The sequence below is a fragment of the Bacillus cereus group sp. MYBK14-1 genome, from assembly GCF_051916885.1.
Lineage (GTDB): Bacteria > Bacillota > Bacilli > Bacillales > Bacillaceae_G > Bacillus_A > Bacillus_A cereus.
Map to the genome: position 1 here is coordinate 26,704 of NZ_JBQAHM010000008.1, position 26,584 is coordinate 53,287.

Consider the following 26,584-nt stretch of genomic DNA (forward strand, 5'->3'; position numbering starts at 1 on the left):
TATTTATGAAAATTGGAGTTATTGGTGGCAGCGGATTTATTGGTAAGCATGTTACAAAGGAGTTACTAGCAAGGGGTTATGAAGTAGTTATATTTGATAAATTTAATCCAAGTATTGATGTTCCTTTTAAGGAAATTGATATTTTAGATATTGCAACATTAAGAGAAAATCTTATTAATGTCGATGGGATAATTCATTTAGCTGCATTAGTGGGTGTTGATAATTGCCGTTTAAATGAAGAAGATGTAGTGAGGGTGAACTTTGAAGGTACGAAAAATATTGTACAGGTTTGTAGCGAAAATGGTATAGAGAAATTATTGTTTTCTTCCAGTTCAGAGGTATATGGCGATGGCGTGAGTGTTCCGTTTAAAGAAAATGATATTAAAATGCCAAAATCAGCTTATGGAAAAGCTAAATTAATGTCCGAAGATTATTTGAAAGAATATGCTAGTGATAGTTTGAAAATCAGAGTGGTACGTTATTTTAATGTATACGGTTCACAACAAAATGATAACTTTGTAATTTCTAAGTTTTTAAAACAAGCTCATAGTGGTGAAGATATTACTATTTATGGAGATGGACAGCAAATTAGATGTTTTAGTTATATAAGTGATATTGTTAACGGAACTATACTAGCCTTTGAATATGAAGGAGAGAACTTTGCAGATTTTAATGTTGGCAATAACAAACCTATATCTATGGAAGAACTAGCAATAAAAATTAATGAATTAATGGGAAATAAAAGTAAAATTAAATTTCTTGATTTAGGTGAAGAGGGAGTCAGAAATTCTAGCATTGAAATCTTTAGAAGAATCCCTTCAATAGAGAAAGCTAAATTATTTTTAAACTATCAACCAATTATTTCATTAGATAAAGGACTAGAGATAATAATAGGGGAGAAGTATGGAAACACAGTATCTATATCCTAAGAATCCAAAGAAAATTAAGTATCCCATATATTCTTCTCTTTGGAGTATATCTGATCATGTATTTTTTTTGAAAAGTGTATATAGACCTAATGATTCTAAACTTAAAAAAAGTCTTCAAGCTCTTTATCCGGATGCAGAAATTGTATTAACTAATAGCGGTACATCTGCATTAGTGGTTGGTTTAAAGTACTTAAAAGTAGCAAAGGGAGATGAAGTGATTCTATCAAACTTTAATTGTCCTAATGTGATAGAAGCATTATTAACGGTGGGAGCAAAACCTGTATTAATTGATTTAAACGCTAATCATTCAATTTCTCTTAATAAAATAAAAAAACATTTGAATGCTAATACAAAGGCAATTATTCTTACGCACTTGTATGGATGTCATGATGATTTAGAAATTATTGACTGGGCTAGAGAAAATAATATTTATATCATCGATGATGCTGCACAAGCAATGTTTTCTTATCAAAATGGAAAGCCAGTTGGTAGTTTAGGTGACATTGGTATTTTAAGTTTTGGGGGAACTAAACCAATCCCAAGTATAGGGGGAGGAGCGTTACTTCTTAATCGTACAATAAGTGAATTGTGTGACATGGATGAAGAAAAGAAGGAAGAAGTGATTTTAGATTATAAGAATCATTTAAAAACACAATTAGGTATAAGAATAAAAAAGAGTAGAGTACTGAGCTTATTTACTAATTATTGGAGGAAATTAGAGATTCTGCCCGCCTATAATAATAGTAAATTAGATTCTTTACCGGAGAAAACGGAAGTTATAAATCCAAAAAGAATGTCTATAGTACGTTCATTGTTAATTGATAAACACCTACAGAAAACAAAGAAGATTTTAGAAATAAATATATGCAACGCTAGTCTGTGTTATACAATGCTGCAGGAAATTGAAGAAAAGTATGGCGTTCAGATTATATTTTCAGCTCAGAATGTTTATTTAAACTATTTTACCATTATATTCAAAGAATCATCTGATAGGTATGAGTGTTCTGTACATTTAGCGAAAAAAGGTATACAAACTTGTTGGAACTATTTACCTCTGAGTGAAATCCCTATTTTTTCGAAGTACGCAACCGAGACAGAAAATATAGATTTTTTATGGCCAAGGGTATTATCAATACCTTTTAAATATCCTTTAGTAGACAAGGACCTTAAGTATATATGTAGTCAAATTCTAAAATATTTAGAGAATAAGAATTAAAAGGTGATTATATGGAAATCGAAATATGTACTGACGCCCAATATTGGGATGCCTGTATGGAAGAATACAATGGTTCTGTATTTCATAGTTACGAATGGGGAAAGTTAATGGAATTATTACCTGGTGTTCAATTTTTCCCAGTACTAATAGAAACACGAGATACAGTAGTTTTAACTCCTATGTATGTACAGAATGGTAGGCTTTTGGGAAGTTTAATTGGTTATGGAGGCCCAATAATAATTGGCCAAGATAAAATAGATTTTTCAGTTTATGAATCCATAATAAATAAGAAATTTGAAAATAAAATTCAAAAGCTTTTATTACCTATAACGATAAATCCTTTTCAAAGTTATAGTAAGGAAAAGTGGGATTATAAAGAAACTTATATGTTAGATCTACCAAATAAGTTTGAGGATTTATGGACATCGTGTTCTGGGAAAGCTAGGACAAGTGTTAGGTATGCACGTAAACAGAATGTTGAAATTCGACCTATAACTGTAGCGGAATTAGATGAGTTTTACCAATTATATCAAGAACATAATAACAGTATAGGAGCGAGTTATTCATTTAGTAGAGAGTTTTTTTATCATTTAGTTCTTAATTTACAAGAAAAAATCCTTTTTTTAGGGACATTCTTAGAAGAAGAACTAATTAGTTCCAGCCTTTTTATAATGGATAAACAGGTTTTATATTACTGGATTAATATTAATAATACCAAAGGAAAAAATTCGCAATCTTCATATTTACTACTAAATGATGCGTTTGAATTAGCAATTCATAATAAATTAAAGTATGCGGATTTAGGATATTCACATAATAAAGGGATTGCTAGACCTAAGATATACTGGGGGGCAGCTTTGAAAAAATGTTTTTGTTTAAAAGAAAGGATTTAAACTATGATTATTAGTGGCCACCAACCAAGTTATTTACCTTGGTATGGTTTTTTTGAAAAAATTCATAAATCAGATGTGTTTGTATTTCATGATATAGCACAATTTGAAAAAAAAGGTTTTTTAAATAGGAACCGTATTAAGACTTCACAAGGAGCGTCTTGGCTAACGGTTCCAATACAAACGAAGAATTATAAAGAAATTCCATTTAATGAGTTAAAGATAGACAATACTCAAGATTGGGAACGGAAGCATTGGAAAACGATAAGAATTAATTATTCTAATGCACCTTATTTTAATGTATATAAGGAGTATTTAGAAGGTTTTTATTCAGAAGATTGGATTAATTTAAATGATATGAACATGAATTTTATTCATTTTATTATCCGTGAATTAAACATTGATACGGAGCTATATTATGTATCAGATCTAGAAGGAATTACAGGTAAGAAAAGTGATTTTGTATTAGAATTGTGTCAGAAATTTAATGCCAGTACTTATTATTCTGGAAGTTTAGGGCAAGATTATTTAAACGAAAATGACTTTGAGAATGAGAATATAGAAATTATCTACCAAAGAATAAGAGATTATTCCTACAAGCAATTATTTGGGGAATTTATACCACATTTATCTATTTTAGATATTTTACTAAATTGTGGGCCAAAGGAAACAGAAAAATTAATTAAAGGAGTCTAAAATTATATGAATGTACTTGTATTTGCCGCTCATCCGGATGATGAAATAATTGGTGTTGGTGGAACAATAGCGAAACACGTGAAACAAGGTGATGATGTACATGTTGTAATACTTGCAGAGGGAAAATCTTCTAGAGCTAAAGAATATAAAGAGATAGATTTAGAGGTTAAGAACTTATCTTATAAAGAAACAGAGGGGGCATGTACTACACTTGGTGTAAAGAGTTTTGCAAGACTAGATTTCCCTGATAATCGTCTTGATACATTACCCTTACTTGATGTAGTGAAAGAGATTGAAAATCACATTGAAAAAGTAAATCCTACAATTATTTATACTCAATATGGTGGAGATATAAATATTGATCATACTGTTGTTTACAGAGCAGTAATGACAGCGACACGCCCTCTGCCAGATACTAATATCAAATGGGTATTTGCATATGAAACTTTATCTTCTACAGAGTGGAATTATAATGAAAAAGATAAGTTTCTGCCTAATTATTTTGTGAATATTGAAGATCATTTGGAGGAGAAATTAAGTGCGATGAGACATTATGAATCTGAGTTAAGGGAATTTCCTCATCCACGCTCTATAGAAGCAATGAGACATAACGCACTTGTATGGGGTGCCAAATCTGGATACCAAGCGGCTGAGGCATTTATGTTAGTAAGGGGGACATGGTAGGTGAAGAGAATATGTTAATACCACAGGTCCCGTTCTTTGGTTTAGATAGTAAACAGATTGACTTAAAATGGGTTGAAAAAGGCTTTGGATTAGAAGCAAATATTTTTGATGGGGCATCTTTATTTGATAACTCATATACAAAAAGGTTTTCTGAGGTCCTTTCTTTTGTTCAAACCCTTAATCCATCCTTGTTAACGCTGCATTTTCCTACTGATAATGCAGACTATCTCAATGATGAATTTATTAAAAAGCAACTATATGAATTTATTGATCTTGCTATAAAGTATAATGCATCAGGTATAACAGTGCATGCTAATCAATTCATGAATGTCGCGGAATTTCAAAACTATAATCTTCTAGATAATAGAAAAAGGATTATAGAGTTCTTTAATATGCTAGATGAAGAAATAAAAGGAACTGATATATGGATTGGTGTTGAAAACCTACCCATTATTGGAAACTTGGGTGATGATTTTGATCCTATATTTATATATCCCGAAGATTTTACTGATTTGGTTAATTTGGAGTTATCTAACGTTGGAATAACCTGGGATATATGTCATTGGTCTATAACCTATCTTACACGTTTAGGTATCTCTAAATTATTAAGGCAAGAAGAAATTGAATATAAGGATTTTCATAAGTATTTAAGCTTAATGGATCATATTAAACATTTTCATTTTAGTTCTTTTAAGCATTTAACGATTCCTTATAGTGAGGTACGTTGCTTTGAGGGAGAGAATCCAGTTAATGGATCTATTAATGAAAGTTTATTACATGAAACTTTATTAAAAGTGAAGAACAATACTTTGGATAAAAACATAGGAATTGTATTTGAGGTTCAGGAAACTGATTATACGAATAGAAAGAGGTCATGGGAGACTCTTAATTGGTTTCATAAGAATATTATTGGTATGCAAACAAAAATGAATTATTTGGAGATATAAAAGGCACTATCGGTTTATTTATTTTTACATGAAACTTGAGTTAGAGATTATTTTAATGAACCTTTTCTTCTAAGTAAGTGTGTTAGGAGGGAAGGTTTTACTATTAATCTTTTTTAATCATAGGGAGGACAAATGAAAAAACTAACTCTTATAAAGAAGCTTATTGTAACTTTTGGGATTTTGTTACTTTTCCTTTTTAGTAATTTATGTGGAAAGGTAATACCAGTACATGCTATGAATAAGAACGACCAAAGTTCTCTCATGGCAGATAAAGTTCGTGCTAGTCGAGCTATTGAACATACACGTTTTCTGTCTGAGAAAATTGGTCCACGTCCAAGTGGGACTAAGGAAGAACATAAAGCAGCTACATACATTGGAAATACATTGAAAAAATTAGGGTATGAAGTGGAGTATCAGGCATTTCCTGTACCAGATCAATATATTGGGAGTATCTCTTTTAGTATGTATGGAGAAAAAGAATGGCAAGTTGGAGCAGCATCTAATGCATCTATACCTAAAGATCCTGTCGTGGGATCGGTAGTTTCTATAGGAAAAGAGAACGATATTAAAAATGCACCTGAGCCAATTCATGGGAAAATAGTATTATTGGAACAAGCTGATACGTCTGAGAAATATAATGAACAAGTTGAGTATGCAGCGGAAAAAGGAGCAAAAGCTGTATTATTATATAGTACGATTGGGGATAGAGGCAACTATGGAGAAGCCTTTAACCCAGTTCTAAAAAAGAAACAAGCAATACCTGTATTTGGGCTTGCTTATAATCAGGGAATTAGAATGAAAGATAAGATAGTGCATAATAAAAATATAGTTAGTTTAAAGGCAAAACACGAAATGAATTTGAGTTCATTAAATGTTATTGCGAAAAAAAAGCCCAAATACAAGACAGATAATGAGGATGTAGCAATAATGAGTGCTCATTATGATAGTGTTATCGGAGCACCTGGAGCAAATGACAATGCTTCTGGCGTAGGACTTTTATTAGAGTTAGCATACAATTTTAAAGATATAGAGACTAATAAAGAAATTCAATTCATAGCCTTTGGAGCAGAAGAAAATGAATCTTTAGGTGCTTACCATTATGTTAATCAGTTATCTACAACAGATAAGAAACATATTCTAGGGGTCTTTAATGCAGATATGATAGCGACAAGTTACAAGCAGGCTAAGGACTTATATGCAATGACACTAGATGGTTCTCAAAATGAAGTAACAAATGCTGCGGTAGCTACTAGTAAAGCATTAGGGAAATCGGTTGTATTAACTGGAAAGTTTGATTCTAGTGATCATGTACCATTTAACGAAGCTGGAATTTCCTCGGCACTATTTATTTGGATGGATGTAGAGAGTTGGAATCCCCTAATTTATCATGTTGAAAAGGTATTCCATACACCTCAAGATACCGTTTTAGAAAATATTTCTCCTCAACGTATGCAGGAGGCACTAGAAATTATAGGGACAAGTTTGTATTACTTTATCAAAAGCTAGGTTTTTCGGAGGTTTCAGCATAGCCGGCTAAATTTAGATTTTAATAATAATATAGTAAAACTTTTGTTGGGATAAAAATATACTTTGAGCATAGGCGAGGTAACTATATGAGGAGTACATGGAAAGAATTAAGGGGGATGGACCTTAATGTCTGGATCCGCTTTATTGGGGAAGCTTTAAATGGTATTGCAATGATGATGTTAATGCCATTTTTTGCATTATATTTGAAGGACAAAGTGGATTCTCTACTTGAGGTAGGTATAATTATAGCCTTATCTCCAATTGCAGCAAGTATTGGTTCATTAATTGGAGGGCATATAGCAGATACTTATGGTCGGAAACCAACTATGGTGCTCTCTATGGCGAGTAATGGGCTACTAATGCTTGTTTTTTTGTTTATTGATGGTTTTATAGCATATGCCATTTTATCTATTGGTTTAGGACTATGTAATTCTTTCTTTGAACCAGCGGCATCTGCAATGGTTACCGATGTAACAGAACCTGAAAAAAGAACTGAGGCATATGGATTACTTAGAATGGCTCATAATATAGGAGCTGCGATAGGCCCTATCATTGGTGCAGCAGTTGTGGTTGTATCAAAAGATGTCATATTTTTGATTACTTCTGGAACCATGCTGTTTTATACAATATTAATGTTATTGTTTCTAAAGGAAACAAAACCTAAAAATATAATGATACATGAGGAAACACATAAACAGTCAATAAGATTTACGTTAAGAGTTGTTATAAGAGATAGAATATTTCTATTCTATATAGTGACGGGAATCATTATATTTATGGGATTCTCACAATCGGAAGGTATGTTACCACTTCATTTTAGTAATGAGGATACAATGATTTTTGGAAATAGTAATCCATTTCCATATTTAATGACTTTAAATGGCTTATTGGTTGTATGTTTTCAATTTCCTATTTCAAAGTGGTTAACTCACAAATCAATTGGTAAATCAATGCTATATGGTGCCATTCTTTTTGGCGTTGGCCTTTTAGCAATAGGATGGTTACCAAAGTGGTTTCAAGTAATAGACGCAAATGATTTAGTTATTCTAGGCTCATTATTAATAGCTTATACAGTTTATACAGTAGGGGAAATGATTATGTCACCTGTTCAAATGACATTTGTTGCTAATATAGCTCCAGAACATTTGAGGGGGACTTATATGGGGGCAGCTAATCTGCAATGGATTACAGGTAATGTATTTGGACCTCTTCTAGGTGGTGTATTACTGGATCAGCTTTTAGGGCATATGTTATTTACAATCTTAGGTGTAGGTTGTATTATTTCTGGATTTGTTTACTTACTTTTAGATAGACTTATTGAGAATAGAAGTAAAGAATTACCTATAAAACAAACATCTTAATTTTAATATTGCTAATGAGTTGAAAATTAAATTTTATGTTTTAAGAATTAAATAAAGTACACGTTTATTATTAGTAAACGTGTACTTTATTTATTAGTATTTAAATTAACTCATATATAAATGTTTTAGGTTACGACCTAAGTATATAAAAGTAATTTACTGCTTCTTTTAATCAATTACAACTAAACTTCTTGACCTATCAATATGATTAAGTAACATACGATACTCTTCTTCGTACATTGTTACACGTTGTAGAAGGGACTGGTTTTCTGCTTCTAAATTTTTTATTTGGTTTTGTAAGTTTGTAAATTCATTTGTTTTTTTATAATTTTGTAGAAAGAGAATAATATCATCTAATGTCATAGATAAAGAGTTTGTTTCTTTTTTTTGTTGAGAGGGAGAAATATTGTTTCCCCCTTTTCGATTTTGTTTTGCCTGTTGTATTTCCTCTTGGTATTGTTTTCTTACGTATGAATTCCAACGAAATCCACAAGCTGCAGGTGTCCTATTTAGTAGTTTTGCTACTTCTTTGAATGCAGCTAACTGTGTTCCTCCGTTACGAATATTCTGGAGTACTGTTGATGCGAGAAGTGAATCGTTATCGTTAGTCCAGGAATCTTGCCTTGAGATTACCACGTTTTGACCTCCTTTACATGCTTTATATTACATATATGCAATTACTTATAAAGATAGAAGCCTAACTTCTATTAAAATATTTAAGACTAATTGGATGTAATTAGACATTCTTTCTTTAAAATGCGAAATTGCATAAAAAATTAGATTGACTATTCACTATAGGTGTAACTATAATGGTTACAGTTATGCAGCTAAATTAATAGGTTTGATGGTATGAAGTAGTTGTATTAATGATGGTTAAGCAAATATTAAAAAATGAACGGAGTTGGAAATATAAGAAGCTTATATAAATAAAGAATTAAGGCCATATAAAGCATTTTATAATCATATATAAATTAAAAGAGGTGCACATTTTGAAAATTTTTAAGGGAATTATAGTTTCTTCAATTGCGTTAACAGCATTTAATGGGGTGGGTGGACTACTTCCAAGTGATAAATCAGAAGTTGCCTATGCAGCTAGTTACAATTATTCAAATAAGAAATTGAATTCTACTGTACATAAGCAAGTTACCAAACAATTAATTTTGAAATTTAGAAATGAGGCAAATTTGCCATATCAGGATGGAATAGAAAAATTCATTAAAGAAGAAAAACAAGATCCTGAATTAATTGGAATTTTAAACGAATACCCAAATGTAACTATAAATCGACTTTTTAGTTCTTTAAATCCTAAAGAAATTAAAAATTTAGGTAGAGAAATAAACGACTCCGAACATATTTCTTCCAATTTGCTAAACTATTATATTGTAGAAAACCAAGGTGATATTGATGTACAAGCCTTACTTGTAAAGTTTGAGAAATCATCTCTTATTGAAACGGCGTATTTACAGGAAGAAGAAACGCCACCTCAAGAGCGTTTACCAAATTTATCTGTTAATCCATATGATGAGCCTAGACTTACAAGACAAGGTTACCTTGAACCAGCACCATTAGGAATTAATGCACCTTATGCTTGGAGTATAAATGGTGGGGATGGAAAAGGAACTACTTTCGTAGATATGGAGTATGGTTGGTTACTAAGTCATGAAGATTTAGTGAATCAAAAGATTGAATTGATGTCCGGACAGAATAAGAGTGAACACCATGATCATGGTACCTCAGTATTGGGAATTGTTTCTGCAGAGGATAATAACATAGGTGGAATTGGGATTGCACCAAAGGCTAAGGTAAAGGTTGTATCCCAGATTAGGGATAACGGAACTTATAATACAGCTGATGCTATTTTAAGTGCGGTTAACAATATGCAAGCTGGAGATATTCTTTTACTAGAGGCACAAGCAACTTACGATGGATATGGAGATAAGAACTATTTTCCAGTGGAAGTAAAACCAGACATATTTGATGCAATTCGTATGGGAACAAATAAGGGAATTATTATTATTGAAGCAGGTGCAAACGGTGGAAATGACTTGGATCAATTTAGAGACCGTAATGGTAAACAAGTTTTAAATCGTAATAGTCCTGATTTTAAAGATTCAGGGGCAATTATGGTTGGGGCAGCTTCTGCAAGGGTTCCTCATAAACGTTCATATTTCTCTAATTACGGTAGTAGAGTGGATGTGTATGGATGGGGGAATGCAGTAGATACTACAGATGCTAAACCAAGTGAATTTATAACAAATCTATATACATCTAGTTTTGCTGGAACATCTAGTGCATCGCCTATTATTGCTGGTGCTGCTGCATCAATTCAAGGAATTGCAAAAAATAATAAGGGAAAAGTATATACACCAAGCCAGCTTAGGAATATTTTAAGCGACCCTAGTACTGGAACGAAATCTAACGATTCAATCTCTGATAAAATTGGTGTTTTACCTGACTTAAAAGCTATTTTATCTAAACTAGGTTTTTCACCAAACTTAGGTAATGATTCTTCCATTGTATTTCCTGAAGAGCAAGAAATAAATAAAGGAAATCAAGGTTCTACTATCACGTTCCCGAAAGAGGATTCCGATAATAGTGAAGGGAACTCTAATTTCATTTTCCCAGAATAATAAAAATACCTCCTATTTAGAATGATGTAAAATAGTTTACTCAATAAGAACAAAGGATATGGATTCAATAGAAATATGAATTCATATCCTTTTAATTTTAAGCTGTTTTTACTCCCTTACAAAAACGTAATGTTAGCGTAATGGAAATGAATTTTGGCAGCCAATAGATTAGGATATAATTTTTGTGAGAAAAGATATGAGGTGAATAATATGAAACGAATAGTGCTTATGTGTAGCGTTTTTGTGATGTTTACTGTGGTGTTATCCGGGTGTAATTTAAATCGTCTTGGTACAGATACATATTATGTGCAAATTACCAAGGATGGTGAAAAATTAAAAGAGAAAAATGTAAATGGGGATACGACTTACGAATATAAATTACCTGGATTTGATAAGAATGGTAATGAGAAAGAAATGGAGTTTACAGCGTTAAAAAATCTTCGTAAAGAAGCGTTTTTACGTATATATTACTCTGAGAAAAAAGGTGTGAAATCTTGGGAAGAAGTTAAAAAAGATGAACTCCCTACAAAGGTAAAAGAAAAAGTAAAGGTGGATTAATATATAATGCTTTGTTAGAGCAATATATCCTCAAACTATTAGAATGTATATTGTGAAATAGGCTAAAGTTCTTTAGAGTTGTTAAAGTAAGAGGCTGACAGTTATTGTCAGTCTTTTGCTTTTGCAGGAAGAAAATATAAAAGGTATTTAACAGGCAAGTGCTGGATTATTAACAATTATTTAAGATCCAAAGCTACAATATATCTACCCCTGAACTATAATAATTTTAGGTCAGAAATAAGCTTCTGATTTTGTGAGGAGTTAAGTACTAAAAAAGCTTAATTTTGTTTACGTATTTATAGTCGTTTAAAGGATTTATGATTGGTTATGATATAATAAAATTCAAGTACAATAAGGGGGATTAATTAAATGATTTTTCAAAGCATGATAACAGCTATTATAGAAAAATTACAAGAGACGGTGAATCCCTATTGGATAATTGTGTTTGGATCAACGGCTGAGAACAGAGAACGAGAAGATAGTGATATTGATATAGCTTATGTAAGTGACACAACATTAGGGAACTATGAACGTTTTTTATTAGCACAGGAGTTAGCTAACATTGTTCATAGAGATGTTGATTTAGTTGATTTATCCGAAGCTTCTACAGTTTTTCAAGCTCAGATTATACATACAGGTAAAACAATATTTTGTTCGGATGAAAAACGTAAGGTTATTTTTGAAATGAAAACCTTAAAAATGTATTCAAAATTGAATGAAGAACGACAGGTAGTATTTGATGATATAAAGAAAAGAGGTTCTATATATGAAGAATGAGGTTATTTTAAATAAAATTTCTACAATAGAGCGTTGTATAAAAAGAATCCAAGATGTGTATGGAAATGACCCTGAAAATTTAGAGGACTTTACAAAACAAGATTCAATAATATTGAATATACAAAGAGCTTGTGAAGCGAGTATTGATTTAGCAATGCATATTGTTGCAGGGAAAAAATTAGGATTACCCCAATCTAGTCGAGAGGCCTTTGATTTATTGGTTACAGCAGGATTACTTAGCGCTGATCTAGCAAATAAGTTAAAGGCGATGGTTGGATTTCGTAATATTGCTGTTCATGATTATCAAAGTGTAAATTTAGATATTGTTCGTCAAATTATTGAAAAACATTTAACTGATTTCAAACTATTTACGAAGGAAGTAATGGGGATATTGGAATTTTAGGCGAAAGAACAGAATAATAAAGCTGAGAGAGAAAGTAATTCTATGACTAAAAAACCAGCTATTGAAACAATTACTTAATTTCGTAAGAAGAAACGCGGTCATAAGATGAGTTTGTTTTTGATTTTAGTGAATAAAAACAACATAAAATAATAGAGTTTCAAAAAAATAGCCCTCCACCAGACCTTTTTTGGTCAGATGGAGGGCTATTTTTTTCATGTTTTGATAAGTTGCGGTGAGATAAGCCTGCATTTGGACAGACTTCAGCCTCCGAAATCGAGCATATCGATAGCCATGTAGTTCTTTGGCGTCCGCAAAGCTTCGCTCTATAGTTGAACAGCGTACTTTGTAAAACTTTTTCCCTGTAACTGTTAGTTTGTTTTTTCTAGCGATATCCTTATATTTCTCCCATATATGATGAGTGATAACTTTTTGTTTCTTTGAAAAACATACCTCACGTAGCGGACAAACAGCGTAGTCTTCTGGGTTGGATTTATATTGATGATATCCTTTATGATCCGTTGTCGCATACTCTAAAATACATCCCATGGGACAAGCAAATGCATTTATTTAATTGGCTTTTTGACCCTTTACGCTCCTTGAGGAAGGAGTCTTCTTGGCTAAAATGATAAATTTGAAGCTATAAAAGCAACAGAATTATGTAATAAGTGAATCAAAAAAACAACCCAAAAAGCAGACATGGTAACCTGATATTTTTCATTCTTTTTTTTATATACACAATAAGCATAGTTATATAAAAGACCAATTATCGTTGTACCAACTAAATAAGTGATTCCGTATTGATGATTTAATCCAAATATAATTGAAGCTATTAAAATGATAAGGTAATCGCGATTTTTAATGTAAGGAATCCAACTTAATAGCCAAAATAAAAATACTTGAAAAACTACTGTTTCATATATAGGTGCCGCTAATACCCCTAATAAAACTTGAAGAATAAGAGGTGCTTCTGTTATTGGGTTTTTTTGTATTTCAGGTAAGAATAGATCTAATGGTATTACAAATAAAAATGATCCTAATAAAATAAGAAAAACAAAAGAAATGGTAGGCAAAGCAAACATAAATCTATTTATTTTTTTTAGCATATATATTTCTCCTATAATCTTTTATTACATCTATATGAAAAGTAATAAATAATCGAGTCTCTTTTTGTTTGACATGTTTTCATCTACTATTGATAAAAACCGTTCTGTAATTGAATTCTTGGCTTATATGTAGGTGTAGCGATAAAGTAGGGATATATTAACACTATATTGTTAATATCAAAATATTAAAGAGCTAAGTGAGATATTAAGGTCACACCAATTTTATGATGAATATAATATCAAGCCCGTTAAGGAAATATGCTGTATAGGACACGCTTGTACTGCTTATTTTACTATATGAATATTTAAGTGCATATAGTTTTGAAGGAGTATGTATTTTTGTATTTTTTAATACAAAAGTTTTTTATTAAAAATTTACTTTCTGCGCTACCTCATATGAATTTAAGACAATTGAAGAGTAAAGGCCAAAAGAGTCTAAGTTTTGATTGTACAGGTAAATATTATAATGTTATAGAAAAATAAGGAAAAAAGTTATAAAATAGGAGATTGAATTAAACTTTCAGATTTTATTGTTCTGCAAGATAAAAATAACTAAAGACGAGTCCCTTAAAAATTCTTATCTTTATTTAAAACTAACGATAGTATAAAAAATCCTCGCAGAAGGTACTGCAACAAGTCTAATTTGAAAATCTTTAGGAGATAAATATGGAATTTTAAATATTCTTAGTCGTCTATTAAACATTATAGCAATTATTATAGGTAAACCCTTTAATATAATCGATTTAGAAGAAATCAGTACAAATAGAAAAGATGAAGTAGTAGAAGTATTACGTCTTCCTTTTAATAGATTTCCAGGAGCAGCTGGACATATAAAAGATGAAATTGTAAATGAAAAAAATTGGAACGTTTGGTTGAACGATTAGTATGCGATTTTAAAGTTTAAATTAATAACAGAAAGAGAAACTCTTAATATGTTACTACTTTGTTTTTGTATTGTTGAAAATAAGAAAGGTGAAATCAATGAAAAAATATTGGCATAAGCTATCGTTGCTTCAAAAAAATGTATTACTAACGGTATTAGTAATTCTGACCCTTGTTGGAAGTATGGGAGCGTTAAGTTTTAATATGTTTCAAAATAGTATGATGTCTATATTTGAGAGGCAGTCTTTTGAAACAGGTGATGCGGTATTAAATCAATTAGATCTAGAAATAGTAAGAGATGTAGCAAAAGACCCCACAGCTCAAAGAGTGAAGAAAGAAAAATTGACGGAGCAATTAGATAAATCTATAAAAGATATGAAAAGTGTTGGACAAACATATGTTACAGGAGCCAAGCTAAGTGAAAAAGCTGAATTACAAATAGTAGCTCTGGATACAGAATTAGCAAATACTGTTTCTGTAAAACCAGGTGAATACTATGAGCAACCTACTTATTGGATGAAAACATATGATAAAGTAATACAAACAAAACAGGCACAAATGACAGAAGTGTATGAAGATGAATTAGGGTTCTGGGTAACAATTTTAGAGCCAGTTACAGATGAAAATAAAAATATAATTGCAATTGTTGCAGCGGATTTGGAAGCTTCTATTATTCCTCTTACAAAGAAACAATTTATGATACAAGGTTTACTATTTATTATAATTTCATTAACAATCGCAATTACAATTCAAATATTTATCTCACGAAGCTCTCTATCGCCTTTAAAGGATTTACAAGAAGGGTTACGTAAAGTTGGCGAAGGGGATTTAAGTATTAAATTGAATGAAAGATCTGATGATATAGGAATAACTAATATCTATTTTAATAATACTATTAAAAAGTTTAATAGTATTATAGATAAAGTAAGGCAGACTGCTGAACAGGTGTCTACATCTTCACAGGAATTGTCGGTAAGTACAAAAGAGAATAGCATAGCCTTTAAAGAAATTGCAAGTGCTATTACAGGATTAAATTTAGGAGCACATTCTCATGAATATGTAGTGCAAAAATGTTTAGGGATTGTTCAAGAAATGGAAAGTAAGATGAAAGAAATTAAAGGAGCTGCAAAACAAGTTGGCAATGCTTTGGAAAACATGGACCAGCATTCTGCAAAGGGAAAAGATTTGATTAAGCAAATCGTGAATCAAATGAAAAGAATCAAAGATACAGTTCAGGATGTATCTTCTAGTATTTATGCATTAGAAGTACAATCTAAGGAAATTCATGAAATTCTTACTGTAATTACAACCATTTCAAATCAAACACATTCATTAGCTTTAAATGCTTCTACTGAATCCTCATGTGCTGGAGAGATGGGGGAAGAATTTTCAGGTGTTGCGGACGAGGTACGTATATTAGCGAAAAGAACCGAGGCATCTGCAAGGGATATAGCTAAATTAATTGGTGAAACCCAGGCTGAAGCAGAGAGAGCTGTAAGATCCATACAGAAGAGTTCAAAGGAAGTTGAATCAGGAATAACACTTGTTCAAAGTAGTGGTGCTTTCTTTGAAAAGATTTCAGAATCTGCACAATCTGTTACAAATCAAATTAAAGCGAATTCGAATAACTCAAGTGACATTCTAAAAGATAATCAAACAATTGTTCAGTTTGTAAATGAATTATCACACATTGTAAATACATATGTGAATAGCAGTAGTAATGTGGAGAAAAGTATGAAAGAGCAAGAACTATATGTACAAGATATTGCAGAGTTAGCAAATTCTTTAAATTGGCTCTCGCAAGAGTTACAGGGGTTAATAGGGGAATTCAAAAGTAAGTAGGATAGGAGAAGGTGTAGGTATAGAGTATGACCTATACCTTTATTTATTCCCATATAAGAGATGAAAGCTTAGGTATATATGTAAAATGGCTAAACGAATAATTTTTTTGCATATTTTGTTGGAAATAGAGCATGATATTACCAAATTCAACGGAGGTGTTTAAAAAATGCAAATTCGCGAAAATAATAATTCAAACGAAATCTTAATAGCAGCGGCAGCAAGTGCAATTGAGCAAATGAAGTATGAAATTGCTCAGGAGTTTGGCGTTACACTTGGACCAGATTCAACATCACGAGCAAATGGTTCAGTAGGTGGAGAGATTACGAAACGTTTAGTTCGTATGGCGCAAGAGCAGTTATCTGGTCAATATAAAATTCACTAAAGTTAAAGGTATATCCCATTGAAGGGATATACCTTTTTAATTTGCTTTTAAAGAGGATCGTTACATTTTTTATTGTTGGTTAAGTTTAGAAACCGCAAATTTAGCTGTGAAATTCATTTTCTTCATGTAAGAAGAATTTACTCCTGCTTGAAATTGGACAGAAATATTACCGTCTTTTTGTGCTTTGAATACGCGACCATATGGTGAATTAGCATTGTATGTGCCAATTACTTGATTATCTGCATCAAAGACTGTATAAGAAATTGGGAACCCGGAATTTTGTACAAAGACTGTAAGTTCTTCCCCTTTACTAAGATTAAATGATTCTTTTTGAGAAACTTCATAGGAATTCATAGAGTAATATTTTGTAACTTCTTGAATTTCTAAATTCGTAGTTGCCGCACTCGCTTTTGGTGCCTCTGCTCCTGGTAAATTCATACCTGATAGTACTGCAATTCCTAGTGCCCCTGCTAAAATAGCTTTTTTCATAATGCTAGTTCCTCCTTTAATATATTTTGAGATTTGAAAAGGAAGTGAAAATACCACTCCTTGAAACCATTATAGTTACAATGAGAATGGTTTTCAATATGGTTTGATATGTAATTCTGCATACACAAGGTGGCGATATAAGATAATCTATCTGAGATTTAGAATATTCTTAGAAGAAGAGGGGGACAAATTTTTAAAACTATGAATAGGATTGTAACTATTTTTTACATACGTTGTTTTTTTAAGTGAATATTTCGTTGAGTTTATTTTTGTTCGTTTGCTTTAAATGAAATATTTTAATGTTGATAAAGTTTTATAAGTTGGGATTATTAAACAAAAATGAGATATTGTGTGTTATTCTAAAAGAGCAACATAGCACACCATCCTGATAATATTGTGTATATTTATCCTATGTATGTCGTTTGTATTAGAAATGAGAAGTCTCTTAAAAAGAGACTTCTTATTTTTGTATGGAGGGAGTATTACAGATGATTGATTATTATCAAATTTTTTAATTAGCATGACAGGTATTGCGTTATTTTTTATATACAACATGCAGGAAAACCAACGAAAAGAAACAAATGGATATTCTTTGTTGTAGTATTTTTATTTTTCTTTTTGAATTACTTATTTCTTAAATTCGTATAGGTAAATGTAGGTGGTGATACGTTATTTTATAATAGATATTTTTTAAAATTATGATAAGGATTCAAATAAGTAATATGGTTAATAATTCCTAAGATGAAAATTGCGTTAGCTAGTGAGAAAGAAGCATGTTATTAAATATTAGGGGTATGAGAACGTAAGGAATCCAGAGAAAGGTAAAAAAGAATAAAAAAGAGTCGTTATTCGACTCTTTTTTATGGGATAACTTAATTATTGGAAATATTACCTACTGAAATACTTTTTCAATTGTAGGCATAACAGCTATTGGTGGTAGGGATTTAGTCCATGCAGCTGCATATACATTTAATTTCTCACCTAATGTGTAGTTTGCACCATCTGAAACAGGGACCCTTAAAATCTTATTTTGAGAAACTAGATTCCACCAATCATGTTGATAAGCAAGAGCTTCATCTTTTGTAGACGTAGCAGCAACTACTAAATAATTGTGCTCTACTGAAATGACATATCCAGTAAAAGGTTCTTGTTCTTGGTTCTGAATAGAATGAACAGGAATATTGTTGGCGGAAATCTTGTTAAAATCTGCAAAGGCCGGTGTTAATCCGAATGTAAATCCACATCCTAGTGTTAAAGCTGTTACCGTTGTTACGAATGTTTGTTTTTTGTTAAACATGATATATCCCCCTTATATTTTATCCTTACACTATCCAATTTCAATTTACATACATATAAAGCCTTTTAATATTAAGATACTTAACAATTTTGCCACAATTATTCCAATAATGTTAATATTACCTATTAATGGAATTGGGTTTGTGTTATAATTCACTAGGTGAACTATTATTGTTCCTTTCATCTCTTGATGAATGGATGCCCTTCCTTAAATGTAAAGATGTTCGATTTTATTGGTGAAGAGAGGATATATCCCTCTTCTTTTTTTATTAATATGGGATTTTAGGGAATGAACAGAAAAAGAACCCTATGGGGTTCTTTTTCTAGGCATATTAACAGTAAGGAGATTGTTGAAATGCTATTTTCAAATCTTTACAAGGAGAAAAATTTGAAAAAGCTTATCATGTCATTATTTTTACATACATGTAATATAAAGTAAATTGATAATATTTAGACTCACTATTACTAATATTCAATTAAGATAGTTAGTACTACATTGATAGTGTTAATTATCCTGATTGGTGTGGAATGTGATAGGAAGCATAAGTTTGCCGCAAACTTATGCTTTCAGGATTTGAAGAATATTCTTAATATGGATTTTAAAGAAAATACAAATTTTTTACTAGATTTGAGAAAAAGGAATTGAAAATATCCTTTAAAACAAGATATATTCTGGTCAAAAAATTAGAGGGTATCAATTCATTAAAGCAGTAAAAAACGTTTTTATGAATTGGTGTCCTTTTTGTTTTAAAAAGAGAATATATTTTCTCAACAGGACAAATGGTAATTAGCTATAAGTATTAATTATAAGGACAACAGGAAAATAGAAATTAATAATAAAGGAGAATGCGAAATGATAACATTAATATCTGAAAGAAATTTAGCTGAAATCCATGAAGACGATGTAGATGTATTAAAAGTAATGGCACATCCTGTTCGATTACAAATTGTAAATGAATTAATGCACCATAAAATATGCAATGTTACACAGTTAACGGAGATATTGAGACTTCCACAATCCACTGTTTCACAACATTTATCAAAATTGAGGGGAACCGTACTCCGCTCAGAAAGAAGAGGGTTAGAGATGCATTATTATATAGATAATGCTAAGGCCCGTCAGATTGTTGAAATTTTAGGTTTGTAGGTTAAAGATACATAAAAGGTTTCCTGTTACAAAGCAGGAAATCTTTTTATATGTATAACTAATTGTGTGATAATATCATACCGTAGAAACTACCTAACAATAATTCAATTTAGCAGCTTGTTTTATCTTGCCACACACAATTTAACACGATGTATAGGTATAAACTTATAAATAAGGGATTTAAACGGAAATAAGATATAACAATGGATAATGGTAAGTGTATTAAAGAAATTATAGAATTAATGAAATGAAAAATAATAAATAGTTGTTGTAAAGGCTTATTCTGATAATAAAAGGAATTAGATATATTAAATTCAACTATGAGTTGTTTACTAAAAATATGTAGGTGAAGAGTATAAGCAACATAATCCTTTTGTTGCTTATGGACAAAAAGCCTTCATGGATTTCTTTAAGGAGTATTTTGTTAAAAAACCTAATTCCTCTGCAGAGATTAAACGTGTAGTAGCTGAAGGGGATACAGTTGCTCTTCATGTACATTCTCGTACTAATTCTCAAGATAAGAGAAGTTGCTATAGTCGATATATTTCGTAACAAGGATGGAAAGATTGTCGATCACTGGGATGTAATTCAAGAGATTCCAAATGAAGCAGCTAATGATAATACGATGTTTTAGGTAGAATAAAAATTTTATTGTTAGGTATGTATAGAATCTAGATATTATAAAATGAAGAGGATGTCCTAGGTATACTACTAAGACATCTCTTTTTGTTTTACTAAGATTCAATTTATTATAATTTGTAAGGAAGGTATTTTGTATTGAGCAAGAAAAAGCAATCAAGTATAGATTTTGAAGAAGTACCAAGTATGATTGAACGTTTAAGAGGCGAAAGCGGGCAGTATATGTCTCTATAATAAGAAGTTCAAATTCCTGACACAAAACGTGCTGAGTTTTTTTATGTTGTGGGTAAAACACTTTTATTTGAAAGAAGAGTAATTCACCCACAAAACGCTCACAAAAAAATCAAGATTTCCTGAAACTAGACAAGATAAATTCCTGCTATAAAAAAGAAGGGGAGAAAGCCCCCTTACTTTAAAATTTATTAAAAAATAACTTAATTCATTGATGAAATATTATTGAATTGGTGCACAACTCCAAATGTATTTTCCAACTACTTTTATTTCTGGACAATTTTCTATATCTGTACAATCAAACATTAATGGATGTATACTAGGATTAAAAGAATCTGGCTCTAGGATAATTCTATTATTAGTTTTGTAAATTCTTTTTAAAGTGGCGTCATATCCGTTGATGAGTACAGCGGCTATGTCGCCATTATTTATATTTGTTGTCCTCTCAAGTACAGCTATATGTCCATCATGTACAATTCTATTCATACTGTCTCCGTTTATACGAAGTGCTAATAGTTTTTCAAATCCATATTTATCTAAAATGATATCAGGTACCTGTATATCCCCAATTACATTTTCTATAGCTTCAATTGGTTTACCAGCTGCGATTGTACCATAAATGGGAATATTTCGTTTGGTAATTGCTTGATCTTCAGGACAATAGGATTCATTTTCATCAATAAAGTAAGTTGCAGAGACATTTAATATCTTAGCGATTTGAGATATTTTTGACATTTTAGGGCTTCTTTCACCATTTCTCCACCGCAAAACAGTAGTTCTACTAACAGATAATAATTCAGCTAATTGCTCGTCTGTCATATTATTTTTCTTCATCAATTGAGATAATTTTAAACCAAATGATTTCATGACTTTTTGTCACCTCCGTCTTGATTGATTATATAATCGGTGTGACAAAAATGCAACTTTCTTCGTGAATTGGTAAAAAAATTCTTGACTGTTTTGTCACGTAGTACTATATTTGAATTTGAAAAGAGGTGACAAAAATGCACAAGATGATATTTTTAGAAAGAAAATTAAAGAGAAAAACTATTGAAGAAGTTGCTGATTTTCTTAATGTTTCTCCACGTACATATTGGGCAAAAGAACATAATAAAAGTGAATTCACTCTGAAAGAGGCACATATGCTATCGTGCTATTTAGAGAAATCTATAGAAGAATTATTCCCTGATCTTTTTTTAAATAATTTGTGACAAAAATGCACGTATTTATATATGGATTATAGGATGTTTATTGGGGTATTTTAAACCAAATATCTAATAATTCTACTATTAAAGGTACTTCATATATAGTTTTTTTACTTAGAAAATAAGGAAAGAGATTCAAAAAATGAAACGCTAAAGTGTATTTGGTATATAAAAATTGAGATGAAATATAAAATGCTAAATATTCAAGTGGATGAAAGAGCAATCAGAAGATTATATTTAGAAAAATTAGAAGAAACGCTTAAAGAAGTGGATGCAGAATTTGTATTTTGGGATACAAGTGAATTAAAAAAAGAACGTGCATGTCGTGAACTACTATTCAAAAAGAATTCTTTTTTGATCAGCGTGTTCAAAAATTTAAAGTGGGCGGGACATGGTATTTTCCGGCTAAAGAAACGAAAGCATTTTTATTGAATTGGTTAACAGAGAATGAGGTGTAAGAAAAGAAAGACTATCGTCTTAAAAAACAAATCTTATAGGAAAGTATATTGTAGGGGGAAGGATTAATCATGATTTTTAAAGTGACAAAAAAACAAGGATATGTCAGCAAGAGTACTAAAGAAAATGAAGAATTTAGTAATACTATTCGTTTTGAATCAGAAAAACTTTCGAATAAACAGTTAAAAATGATTTATGCCAAAATTCATATAATAGCATTGAAATATAATGGAGTAATTTCAAAAGAGGAAATCAAAAATAAATTAAAAGTAAAACTTAAAATTCAATCACTGAGTGATCTTACAAGGAAGCAAGCTAATCAAGCTATAAAAGTATTAATAGGTTGGGAAATTTAAAGGTTTTGGAGAATAAAACCTTTAACATTTAAGAAGATTAATATATTGATTTTAAGAAAAAATCTGGAGGAAGATAAAATGAGTAGTTTGCTAATACAGGATGAGCCATTATTAGTATTACCTCGATTAGCAAGTAAGATTGGATTGAACGAGGCAATTTTTCTTCAACAAATACATTATTGGCTCAAGCGCTCGAAACATTATTATGATGATCGTTATTGGGTCTATAATAGCATTTCAAATTGGCATAAACAATTCCCGTTTTGGAATGAAAGAACGTTGAAACGTATTGTTAAAAATCTAGAAGAGTTTAATTTATTGATAAGTGGTAACTATAACAAATTAAAGTTTGATAAAACAAAATGGTATTCAATAAATTATGACAGACTAGTTGAATTAGAAATAGATAACGATTGTGACAAATTGTCTCAACGAAAAGAACATATTGTCATGATGGAAAATGATAATATGTCTCAACCAATACCAGAGACTACACAAAAGATTAACTCAGAGAATACCACTCAAAAAGATATAGTAGAGATAATTAATTATCTCAACAGTGTATGTAATACAAGTTATCGTATTTCAACTAAAAAGACACAAATGTTAATTAAATCTAGACTACAAGAGGGATTTAATATAAATGAATTTAAAGAAGTTATTGAGACGAAGGCGAAAGAATGGCTTTATACAGAACAGGCAAAATATTTAAGACCAGAAACCTTATTTGGAACTAAATTTGAGGGATATTTGCAGCAGAGAAAGATGGTGAAATCAAATGGCTTTAACAAAGGTAACAGATATAGTACAAAGTCTTTCGAAGAAAATGAACTTCCTTTCTGAAACATGTGTGATATGTAATCAGGAGAGGAAGCGAATTGTAAGATTGATGGAGATTCAGGGTGAAACGATTTGTCCAGTATGTCGTTTAGAAGAAGAAAATAGAAGGTTAGAAAAAGAAATGAATGTTTTTCGTTATGAGAAAGAGGAAAGAAAACGTAAAAGTATATTTTACGATCAGAGTCTTATTAAAGATGAAACTATTAAATTAGCTAGATTTTCGACATTTATATCAGAATGTGAAGAGGATGAAAAGAATTTAATTTTAGCTAAAAAGGCTCTTACAGACTATTTAAATGATATTCGATTTAATTTGATCCTTGTGGGGAAAGTTGGAGCCGGAAAAAGTCATATTGCATACTCTATAGCACATGAAATGAATGAACAAAGTTCGGATAAAGTTATGTATGTTACAAGTTCAGAACTCTTTGATTACATACGTTCGACATTTAATACGCAATCTTGTGAAACAGAGCATAGCATAACAAATATGCTAATTTCTATGGATTTATTAGTCATTGATGATCTAGGAGCAGAGCTAGGGGATATGGATATTAATGATTTAAAAGCAACAGCATTTGTAAATCGTGTGTTATTTAAACTATTTGATGGACGACAAGGAAAAAAAACAATTGTTACAACAAATTTAACAGGTGAGGCAATTATAAAAGCGTACGATGAAAGAGTTACATCTCGTATGTTTAATACATATCGACACATAGAATTTAAAAAAACAAGAGATAAGCGTAAGAGAAAATTACCTTTTTAAGAAAAGAATATATATGCAGATAAAAACATATTGTTCAAGAAATTTGTACTGTATGAATTGGTTCGGAAGTTAAGAAAGAATATGAGGAATGGAAAGAGTATTTGATTAGAAATTCCATGTATGTACATTGAAAGCAGTTTTTAAGTTTATTCTATATATTTTGAATAATTAAATGGAGGCATCTTGAAAATGAGAACATATAAAGGATTTGAAGCAATTAAACGAATGAAAACAAATTGGATTACAACAGTACAAGAGACACCGATGTGTTGGAAGATAGAAGGTGAAAGAGTGATTGCTGATTATTTAGGTAAAAAAGAAAGCTATCAACAAATTAATTTCTTTTTTGAGAATGAATTTATAGATTGTAGAGAAATAATTCGAAAAGGAGAACTATTGTATATTGAAAATGAAAAAAGTGAAAAATTCATCGCTGAATATTGTAAAGAAAATGAAAAAGAAATAAAGCATGGTAGTTGGTTCTGGATTAATGGAGAGGAGTTCTCTAATAATTATGGTCATTTTGAAAAGAGTACGAAATTAAAAATTAGGAAAGCTGAAAAAAGTGAAAAATTATTATTTGAACGGGCAAAATTATTCGCTATTAAAGGGCGTAAAATAAATGAGTTTAGACTTGGTGATGTAGTTGAAAGAGATAATAAATTGTATAAAGTGGCTATTGTAAAAAGTAGAAGTGAATCTCAAATTGTAGTAGGATGTGTTCCGATTAATGGGGGCGCAATTTGTTATTATAATTCAAAAGATATTGAGATTCAATTTTTCGTTGAAGATATGGTGGTGTAGCAAGGTGAAGTTATTTTTAATTAATCAACTTATTGAAAATGGAATTTACAAATATAAGGATAAGCAATTGTACGAATTAAATAGTGATGAGTTAATAAAATTAATCAAAAATCATAAGGATAAGAAAATAAATGTTAGCAATACAATGTATGAAATAATACATGAAGGATATAAGCCTTAATAGCAAATCATTGTAATGATTTTGATATGTGAAATTCAAATTATGATTAAGGATAAATGATAAGAAAGGGGCTTAACATGTTAAATATAGAATTACCAGTATTAAATAAAGAAGCTACTAAAGAAAATGTACTGAAAGCTATAAAGAAATACAGATTATTTATGAAGTGTAATTATCTTAATGAAACGGTACTCTCGAAAGAAAATATATTAAAGGAAAATGCGAAAGAAGAGCGGGTCAATTATATTATTGCGATGAACAAAGGGTTAGAAAAGTTAGATATTGAAAGTGATAGAATAATTATTCAAAAATATTTGTTAAAGAATCGAGTTAATAGATATGAGGTTATGAAAGAGTTGAATTTATCCGAGGGAGATTATTATAGAAAAAGAAATACTGCTTTTTACAACTATGCATATGCATTAGGGATTGAGGTTGAGGAGTGTTAAGATTACTAATCATAAATAAGTTTTTAATATGGATTATAACCACCTGTGTAAACAAACAGGTGGTTATTTTTATGTAAAAAAATGATGAAAAAGAGATAAAAATGAATCGTTATATACATATATCATATAAGTACAAAGTAGCAATGATAAATAGTATTAAGCAAGATTTTTTTATAATTTTAGTTTTTTGGTGAGAAAAAATAAATGGAAATTAAATGTAGATTTAGATGGTCTCTATTTTTAACAATTTTGCTTTGTTATAAGGGTGGGAATGGTATATGCGAGATTTAATTATCCAATATAAAGAAACGTTATGTAAGCTAGAGAGTGCTAAAATAAGTGCAAAAGAAGAAGAGATTAAAATATTAACAAGTATGATTAGTGATGTCACATATGCTTTGGAGTGGATGAAGAATGCAAAGATGCCGGGTAATCGTCGGGGAATAGAACGTAGAGCTGCTTACCAACGAGAAAAATCATATGATTCCTTGTTAATGCAAAGGTATTTTCGTAGTACTGATACAACATATGAATGGGATGATGAAAACAAAGAAAGTGTCATTTCAGAATGGGAGAGAATAAAACTAGAAGATGCGCTCTCTACTTTGACAAAATATGAAAGAGAAATATATATCATGTCAAGAGGAAGAGGCATTACACAAGAGAAAATTGCTAAATATTTGAATGTTTCAAGAAGCACAATTAAAACGATTCTATATAGATCTGAAATAAAAATTGCTAAACAAGTAAGAAAAAGTCTTTTCTGCGAAAGTAGTTAAGGCTTTTTTTAATTACAAATACATTCTTGTCACCATAGTGCCACCTATAAATAGAGAGTAATAAAATAAGTTTAAATGAAATATAAAAAATGAAGAATGGATACTAGCAAAAAGAA

At 30.7% G+C, this 26,584-nt stretch carries 28 protein-coding genes and 3 pseudogenes; 25 read left to right on the forward strand and 6 right to left on the reverse strand.

Features of this window, described 5'->3' with window-relative positions; genetic code table 11:
* Positions 1-5 precede the first annotated feature (5 nt).
* The 8 genes from ACTFR3_RS19910 to ACTFR3_RS19945 all read left to right on the forward strand — a co-directional run bounded on the left by ACTFR3_RS19910 (position 6) and on the right by ACTFR3_RS19945 (position 8,250).
* A complete protein-coding gene (locus ACTFR3_RS19910; protein WP_074593161.1) occupies positions 6-929 on the forward strand; it encodes an NAD-dependent epimerase/dehydratase family protein in 924 nt (307 codons plus the stop codon).
* Entirely contained in the window at positions 904-2,145 is a 1,242-nt protein-coding gene (locus ACTFR3_RS19915) for an aminotransferase class V-fold PLP-dependent enzyme (RefSeq protein ID WP_440044705.1), read from the forward strand. The genes ACTFR3_RS19910 and ACTFR3_RS19915 overlap by 26 nt, the downstream gene beginning before the upstream one ends.
* Before the next feature lie 11 nt (positions 2,146-2,156).
* Entirely contained in the window at positions 2,157-3,038 is an 882-nt protein-coding gene (locus ACTFR3_RS19920) for a GNAT family N-acetyltransferase (protein WP_440044706.1), read from the forward strand.
* A gap of 3 nt (positions 3,039-3,041) precedes the next feature.
* Positions 3,042-3,731, forward strand: a complete 690-nt coding sequence (locus tag ACTFR3_RS19925) for a WbqC family protein (protein ID WP_071732403.1) — start codon at positions 3,042-3,044, stop codon at positions 3,729-3,731.
* Positions 3,732-3,737: 6 nt separating this feature from the next.
* Complete coding sequence (locus ACTFR3_RS19930; RefSeq protein ID WP_431140575.1) at positions 3,738-4,415, forward strand: PIG-L deacetylase family protein; 678 nt, start codon at positions 3,738-3,740, stop codon at positions 4,413-4,415.
* A gap of 11 nt (positions 4,416-4,426) precedes the next feature.
* Entirely contained in the window at positions 4,427-5,362 is a 936-nt protein-coding gene (locus ACTFR3_RS19935) for a TIM barrel protein (protein WP_440044791.1), read from the forward strand.
* A 132-nt stretch (positions 5,363-5,494) separates the two neighbouring features.
* Entirely contained in the window at positions 5,495-6,868 is a 1,374-nt protein-coding gene (locus ACTFR3_RS19940; protein WP_440044707.1) for a M28 family metallopeptidase, read from the forward strand.
* A 107-nt stretch (positions 6,869-6,975) separates the two neighbouring features.
* The gene (locus ACTFR3_RS19945) at positions 6,976-8,250 is read left to right on the forward strand and encodes an MDR family MFS transporter (RefSeq protein WP_377825881.1); all 1,275 of its coding nucleotides are present in this window, start codon (positions 6,976-6,978) and stop codon (positions 8,248-8,250) included.
* 168 nt (positions 8,251-8,418) lie between these two features.
* On the opposite strand, the gene ACTFR3_RS19950 is transcribed toward ACTFR3_RS19945, so the two are convergent.
* Complete coding sequence (locus tag ACTFR3_RS19950; RefSeq protein WP_431140578.1) at positions 8,419-8,886, reverse strand: RsfA family transcriptional regulator; 468 nt, start codon at positions 8,884-8,886, stop codon at positions 8,419-8,421.
* Between the two features lie 353 nt (positions 8,887-9,239).
* Between ACTFR3_RS19950 and ACTFR3_RS19955 the strand changes: the two genes are divergently transcribed.
* The 4 genes from ACTFR3_RS19955 to hepT all read left to right on the forward strand — a co-directional run bounded on the left by ACTFR3_RS19955 (position 9,240) and on the right by hepT (position 12,618).
* Positions 9,240-10,880 (forward strand): S8 family peptidase, encoded by a 1,641-nt coding sequence (locus tag ACTFR3_RS19955; RefSeq protein ID WP_440044709.1) that lies wholly within the window; start codon positions 9,240-9,242, stop codon positions 10,878-10,880.
* 210 nt (positions 10,881-11,090) lie between these two features.
* On the forward strand, positions 11,091-11,438 hold the full coding sequence (locus tag ACTFR3_RS19960) for a YxeA family protein (RefSeq protein WP_440044710.1): 348 nt from the start codon (positions 11,091-11,093) through the stop codon (positions 11,436-11,438).
* A gap of 369 nt (positions 11,439-11,807) precedes the next feature.
* Positions 11,808-12,215 (forward strand): type VII toxin-antitoxin system MntA family adenylyltransferase antitoxin, encoded by a 408-nt coding sequence (mntA, locus tag ACTFR3_RS19965; RefSeq protein ID WP_000577226.1) that lies wholly within the window; start codon positions 11,808-11,810, stop codon positions 12,213-12,215.
* Entirely contained in the window at positions 12,205-12,618 is a 414-nt protein-coding gene (hepT, locus tag ACTFR3_RS19970) for a type VII toxin-antitoxin system HepT family RNase toxin (protein WP_000787540.1), read from the forward strand. The genes mntA and hepT overlap by 11 nt, the downstream gene beginning before the upstream one ends.
* Before the next feature lie 123 nt (positions 12,619-12,741).
* Here the strand turns inward: hepT and ACTFR3_RS19975 are convergent.
* Both ACTFR3_RS19975 and ACTFR3_RS19980 read right to left on the reverse strand, forming a co-directional pair.
* Positions 12,742-13,185: pseudogene (locus ACTFR3_RS19975) on the reverse strand (transposase); the annotation flags it as partial.
* 50 nt (positions 13,186-13,235) lie between these two features.
* Positions 13,236-13,721, reverse strand: coding sequence for a CPBP family glutamic-type intramembrane protease (locus tag ACTFR3_RS19980; protein ID WP_440044711.1), 486 nt, complete (start codon positions 13,719-13,721; stop codon positions 13,236-13,238).
* A 981-nt stretch (positions 13,722-14,702) separates the two neighbouring features.
* Here ACTFR3_RS19980 and ACTFR3_RS19985 point away from each other — a divergent pair.
* Together ACTFR3_RS19985 and ACTFR3_RS19990 are read left to right on the forward strand one after the other, a co-directional pair.
* On the forward strand, positions 14,703-16,445 hold the full coding sequence (locus ACTFR3_RS19985) for a methyl-accepting chemotaxis protein (RefSeq protein ID WP_440044712.1): 1,743 nt from the start codon (positions 14,703-14,705) through the stop codon (positions 16,443-16,445).
* A gap of 166 nt (positions 16,446-16,611) precedes the next feature.
* A complete protein-coding gene (locus ACTFR3_RS19990) occupies positions 16,612-16,827 on the forward strand; it encodes an alpha/beta-type small acid-soluble spore protein (protein ID WP_001167049.1) in 216 nt (71 codons plus the stop codon).
* A 69-nt stretch (positions 16,828-16,896) separates the two neighbouring features.
* On the opposite strand, the gene ACTFR3_RS19995 is transcribed toward ACTFR3_RS19990, so the two are convergent.
* Both ACTFR3_RS19995 and ACTFR3_RS20000 read right to left on the reverse strand, forming a co-directional pair.
* Positions 16,897-17,316 (reverse strand): hypothetical protein, encoded by a 420-nt coding sequence (locus tag ACTFR3_RS19995; RefSeq protein ID WP_029443236.1) that lies wholly within the window; start codon positions 17,314-17,316, stop codon positions 16,897-16,899.
* 892 nt (positions 17,317-18,208) lie between these two features.
* Complete coding sequence (locus tag ACTFR3_RS20000) at positions 18,209-18,613, reverse strand: DUF3221 domain-containing protein (protein ID WP_440044713.1); 405 nt, start codon at positions 18,611-18,613, stop codon at positions 18,209-18,211.
* Positions 18,614-19,465: 852 nt separating this feature from the next.
* Between ACTFR3_RS20000 and ACTFR3_RS20005 the strand changes: the two genes are divergently transcribed.
* Entirely contained in the window at positions 19,466-19,759 is a 294-nt protein-coding gene (locus tag ACTFR3_RS20005; RefSeq protein WP_000631352.1) for an ArsR/SmtB family transcription factor, read from the forward strand.
* Between the two features lie 336 nt (positions 19,760-20,095).
* Positions 20,096-20,393: pseudogene (locus ACTFR3_RS20010) on the forward strand (nuclear transport factor 2 family protein); the annotation flags it as partial.
* Positions 20,394-20,851: 458 nt separating this feature from the next.
* Here ACTFR3_RS20010 and ACTFR3_RS20015 read toward each other — a convergent pair.
* Complete coding sequence (locus ACTFR3_RS20015; RefSeq protein ID WP_017657778.1) at positions 20,852-21,496, reverse strand: LexA family protein; 645 nt, start codon at positions 21,494-21,496, stop codon at positions 20,852-20,854.
* Positions 21,497-21,633: 137 nt separating this feature from the next.
* Here ACTFR3_RS20015 and ACTFR3_RS20020 point away from each other — a divergent pair, with 137 nt between their 5' ends.
* The 9 genes and pseudogenes from ACTFR3_RS20020 to ACTFR3_RS20060 all read left to right on the forward strand — a co-directional run bounded on the left by ACTFR3_RS20020 (position 21,634) and on the right by ACTFR3_RS20060 (position 26,468).
* Positions 21,634-21,840 (forward strand): helix-turn-helix transcriptional regulator, encoded by a 207-nt coding sequence (locus tag ACTFR3_RS20020; RefSeq protein WP_000549412.1) that lies wholly within the window; start codon positions 21,634-21,636, stop codon positions 21,838-21,840.
* A gap of 186 nt (positions 21,841-22,026) precedes the next feature.
* Positions 22,027-22,292, forward strand: a pseudogene (locus tag ACTFR3_RS20025) (hypothetical protein).
* Between the two features lie 69 nt (positions 22,293-22,361).
* Positions 22,362-22,646 carry a hypothetical protein gene (locus tag ACTFR3_RS20030; RefSeq protein WP_440044715.1) on the forward strand — a complete coding sequence of 95 codons (285 nt, stop codon included), beginning with the start codon at positions 22,362-22,364 and terminating at the stop codon, positions 22,644-22,646.
* A gap of 78 nt (positions 22,647-22,724) precedes the next feature.
* The gene (locus ACTFR3_RS20035) at positions 22,725-23,489 is read left to right on the forward strand and encodes a conserved phage C-terminal domain-containing protein (RefSeq protein WP_098818638.1); all 765 of its coding nucleotides are present in this window, start codon (positions 22,725-22,727) and stop codon (positions 23,487-23,489) included.
* Complete coding sequence (locus ACTFR3_RS20040) at positions 23,425-24,255, forward strand: ATP-binding protein (protein ID WP_098542616.1); 831 nt, start codon at positions 23,425-23,427, stop codon at positions 24,253-24,255. Before ACTFR3_RS20035 ends, ACTFR3_RS20040 begins: the two co-directional genes overlap by 65 nt.
* A gap of 189 nt (positions 24,256-24,444) precedes the next feature.
* Positions 24,445-25,059: a hypothetical protein gene (locus ACTFR3_RS20045; RefSeq protein WP_440044716.1), complete on the forward strand. Its 615-nt coding sequence runs from the start codon at positions 24,445-24,447 to the stop codon at positions 25,057-25,059.
* Positions 25,060-25,063: 4 nt separating this feature from the next.
* Positions 25,064-25,240, forward strand: coding sequence for a Fur-regulated basic protein FbpA (locus ACTFR3_RS20050; RefSeq protein WP_000765291.1), 177 nt, complete (start codon positions 25,064-25,066; stop codon positions 25,238-25,240).
* Between the two features lie 77 nt (positions 25,241-25,317).
* Complete coding sequence (locus ACTFR3_RS20055) at positions 25,318-25,689, forward strand: hypothetical protein (RefSeq protein WP_000931950.1); 372 nt, start codon at positions 25,318-25,320, stop codon at positions 25,687-25,689.
* A gap of 278 nt (positions 25,690-25,967) precedes the next feature.
* Positions 25,968-26,468, forward strand: coding sequence for a sigma-70 family RNA polymerase sigma factor (locus ACTFR3_RS20060; protein WP_001205173.1), 501 nt, complete (start codon positions 25,968-25,970; stop codon positions 26,466-26,468).
* The last annotated feature ends 116 nt before the right edge of the window (positions 26,469-26,584 follow it).

Excerpts from the sequence above, each read along its gene's own strand:
- ACTFR3_RS20030 (WP_440044715.1), top strand. The coding sequence starts at position 22,362 with ATGATTTTTAAAGTGACAAAAAAACAAGGATATGTCAGCAAGAGTACT.
- mntA (WP_000577226.1), top strand. The coding sequence starts at position 11,808 with ATGATTTTTCAAAGCATGATAACAGCTATTATAGAAAAATTACAAGAG.
- ACTFR3_RS19945 (WP_377825881.1), top strand. The coding sequence starts at position 6,976 with ATGAGGAGTACATGGAAAGAATTAAGGGGGATGGACCTTAATGTCTGG.
- ACTFR3_RS20055 (WP_000931950.1), top strand. The coding sequence starts at position 25,318 with ATGTTAAATATAGAATTACCAGTATTAAATAAAGAAGCTACTAAAGAA.
- ACTFR3_RS19920 (WP_440044706.1), top strand. The coding sequence starts at position 2,157 with ATGGAAATCGAAATATGTACTGACGCCCAATATTGGGATGCCTGTATG.
- ACTFR3_RS19990 (WP_001167049.1), top strand. The coding sequence starts at position 16,612 with ATGCAAATTCGCGAAAATAATAATTCAAACGAAATCTTAATAGCAGCG.
- ACTFR3_RS19940 (WP_440044707.1), top strand. The coding sequence starts at position 5,495 with ATGAAAAAACTAACTCTTATAAAGAAGCTTATTGTAACTTTTGGGATT.
- ACTFR3_RS19925 (WP_071732403.1), top strand. The coding sequence starts at position 3,042 with ATGATTATTAGTGGCCACCAACCAAGTTATTTACCTTGGTATGGTTTT.
- ACTFR3_RS20060 (WP_001205173.1), top strand. The coding sequence starts at position 25,968 with ATGCGAGATTTAATTATCCAATATAAAGAAACGTTATGTAAGCTAGAG.
- ACTFR3_RS20005 (WP_000631352.1), top strand. The coding sequence starts at position 19,466 with ATGATAACATTAATATCTGAAAGAAATTTAGCTGAAATCCATGAAGAC.
- ACTFR3_RS20035 (WP_098818638.1), top strand. The coding sequence starts at position 22,725 with ATGAGTAGTTTGCTAATACAGGATGAGCCATTATTAGTATTACCTCGA.
- ACTFR3_RS20045 (WP_440044716.1), top strand. The coding sequence starts at position 24,445 with ATGAGAACATATAAAGGATTTGAAGCAATTAAACGAATGAAAACAAAT.
- ACTFR3_RS19995 (WP_029443236.1), bottom strand. The coding sequence starts at position 17,316 with ATGAAAAAAGCTATTTTAGCAGGGGCACTAGGAATTGCAGTACTATCA.
- ACTFR3_RS20040 (WP_098542616.1), top strand. The coding sequence starts at position 23,425 with ATGGCTTTAACAAAGGTAACAGATATAGTACAAAGTCTTTCGAAGAAA.
- ACTFR3_RS19935 (WP_440044791.1), top strand. The coding sequence starts at position 4,427 with ATGTTAATACCACAGGTCCCGTTCTTTGGTTTAGATAGTAAACAGATT.
- ACTFR3_RS19985 (WP_440044712.1), top strand. The coding sequence starts at position 14,703 with ATGAAAAAATATTGGCATAAGCTATCGTTGCTTCAAAAAAATGTATTA.
- hepT (WP_000787540.1), top strand. The coding sequence starts at position 12,205 with ATGAAGAATGAGGTTATTTTAAATAAAATTTCTACAATAGAGCGTTGT.
- ACTFR3_RS19960 (WP_440044710.1), top strand. The coding sequence starts at position 11,091 with ATGAAACGAATAGTGCTTATGTGTAGCGTTTTTGTGATGTTTACTGTG.
- ACTFR3_RS20015 (WP_017657778.1), bottom strand. The coding sequence starts at position 21,496 with ATGAAATCATTTGGTTTAAAATTATCTCAATTGATGAAGAAAAATAAT.
- ACTFR3_RS19910 (WP_074593161.1), top strand. The coding sequence starts at position 6 with ATGAAAATTGGAGTTATTGGTGGCAGCGGATTTATTGGTAAGCATGTT.
- ACTFR3_RS20020 (WP_000549412.1), top strand. The coding sequence starts at position 21,634 with ATGCACAAGATGATATTTTTAGAAAGAAAATTAAAGAGAAAAACTATT.
- ACTFR3_RS19980 (WP_440044711.1), bottom strand. The coding sequence starts at position 13,721 with ATGCTAAAAAAAATAAATAGATTTATGTTTGCTTTGCCTACCATTTCT.
- ACTFR3_RS20000 (WP_440044713.1), bottom strand. The coding sequence starts at position 18,613 with ATGTTTAACAAAAAACAAACATTCGTAACAACGGTAACAGCTTTAACA.
- ACTFR3_RS19930 (WP_431140575.1), top strand. The coding sequence starts at position 3,738 with ATGAATGTACTTGTATTTGCCGCTCATCCGGATGATGAAATAATTGGT.
- ACTFR3_RS19915 (WP_440044705.1), top strand. The coding sequence starts at position 904 with ATGGAAACACAGTATCTATATCCTAAGAATCCAAAGAAAATTAAGTAT.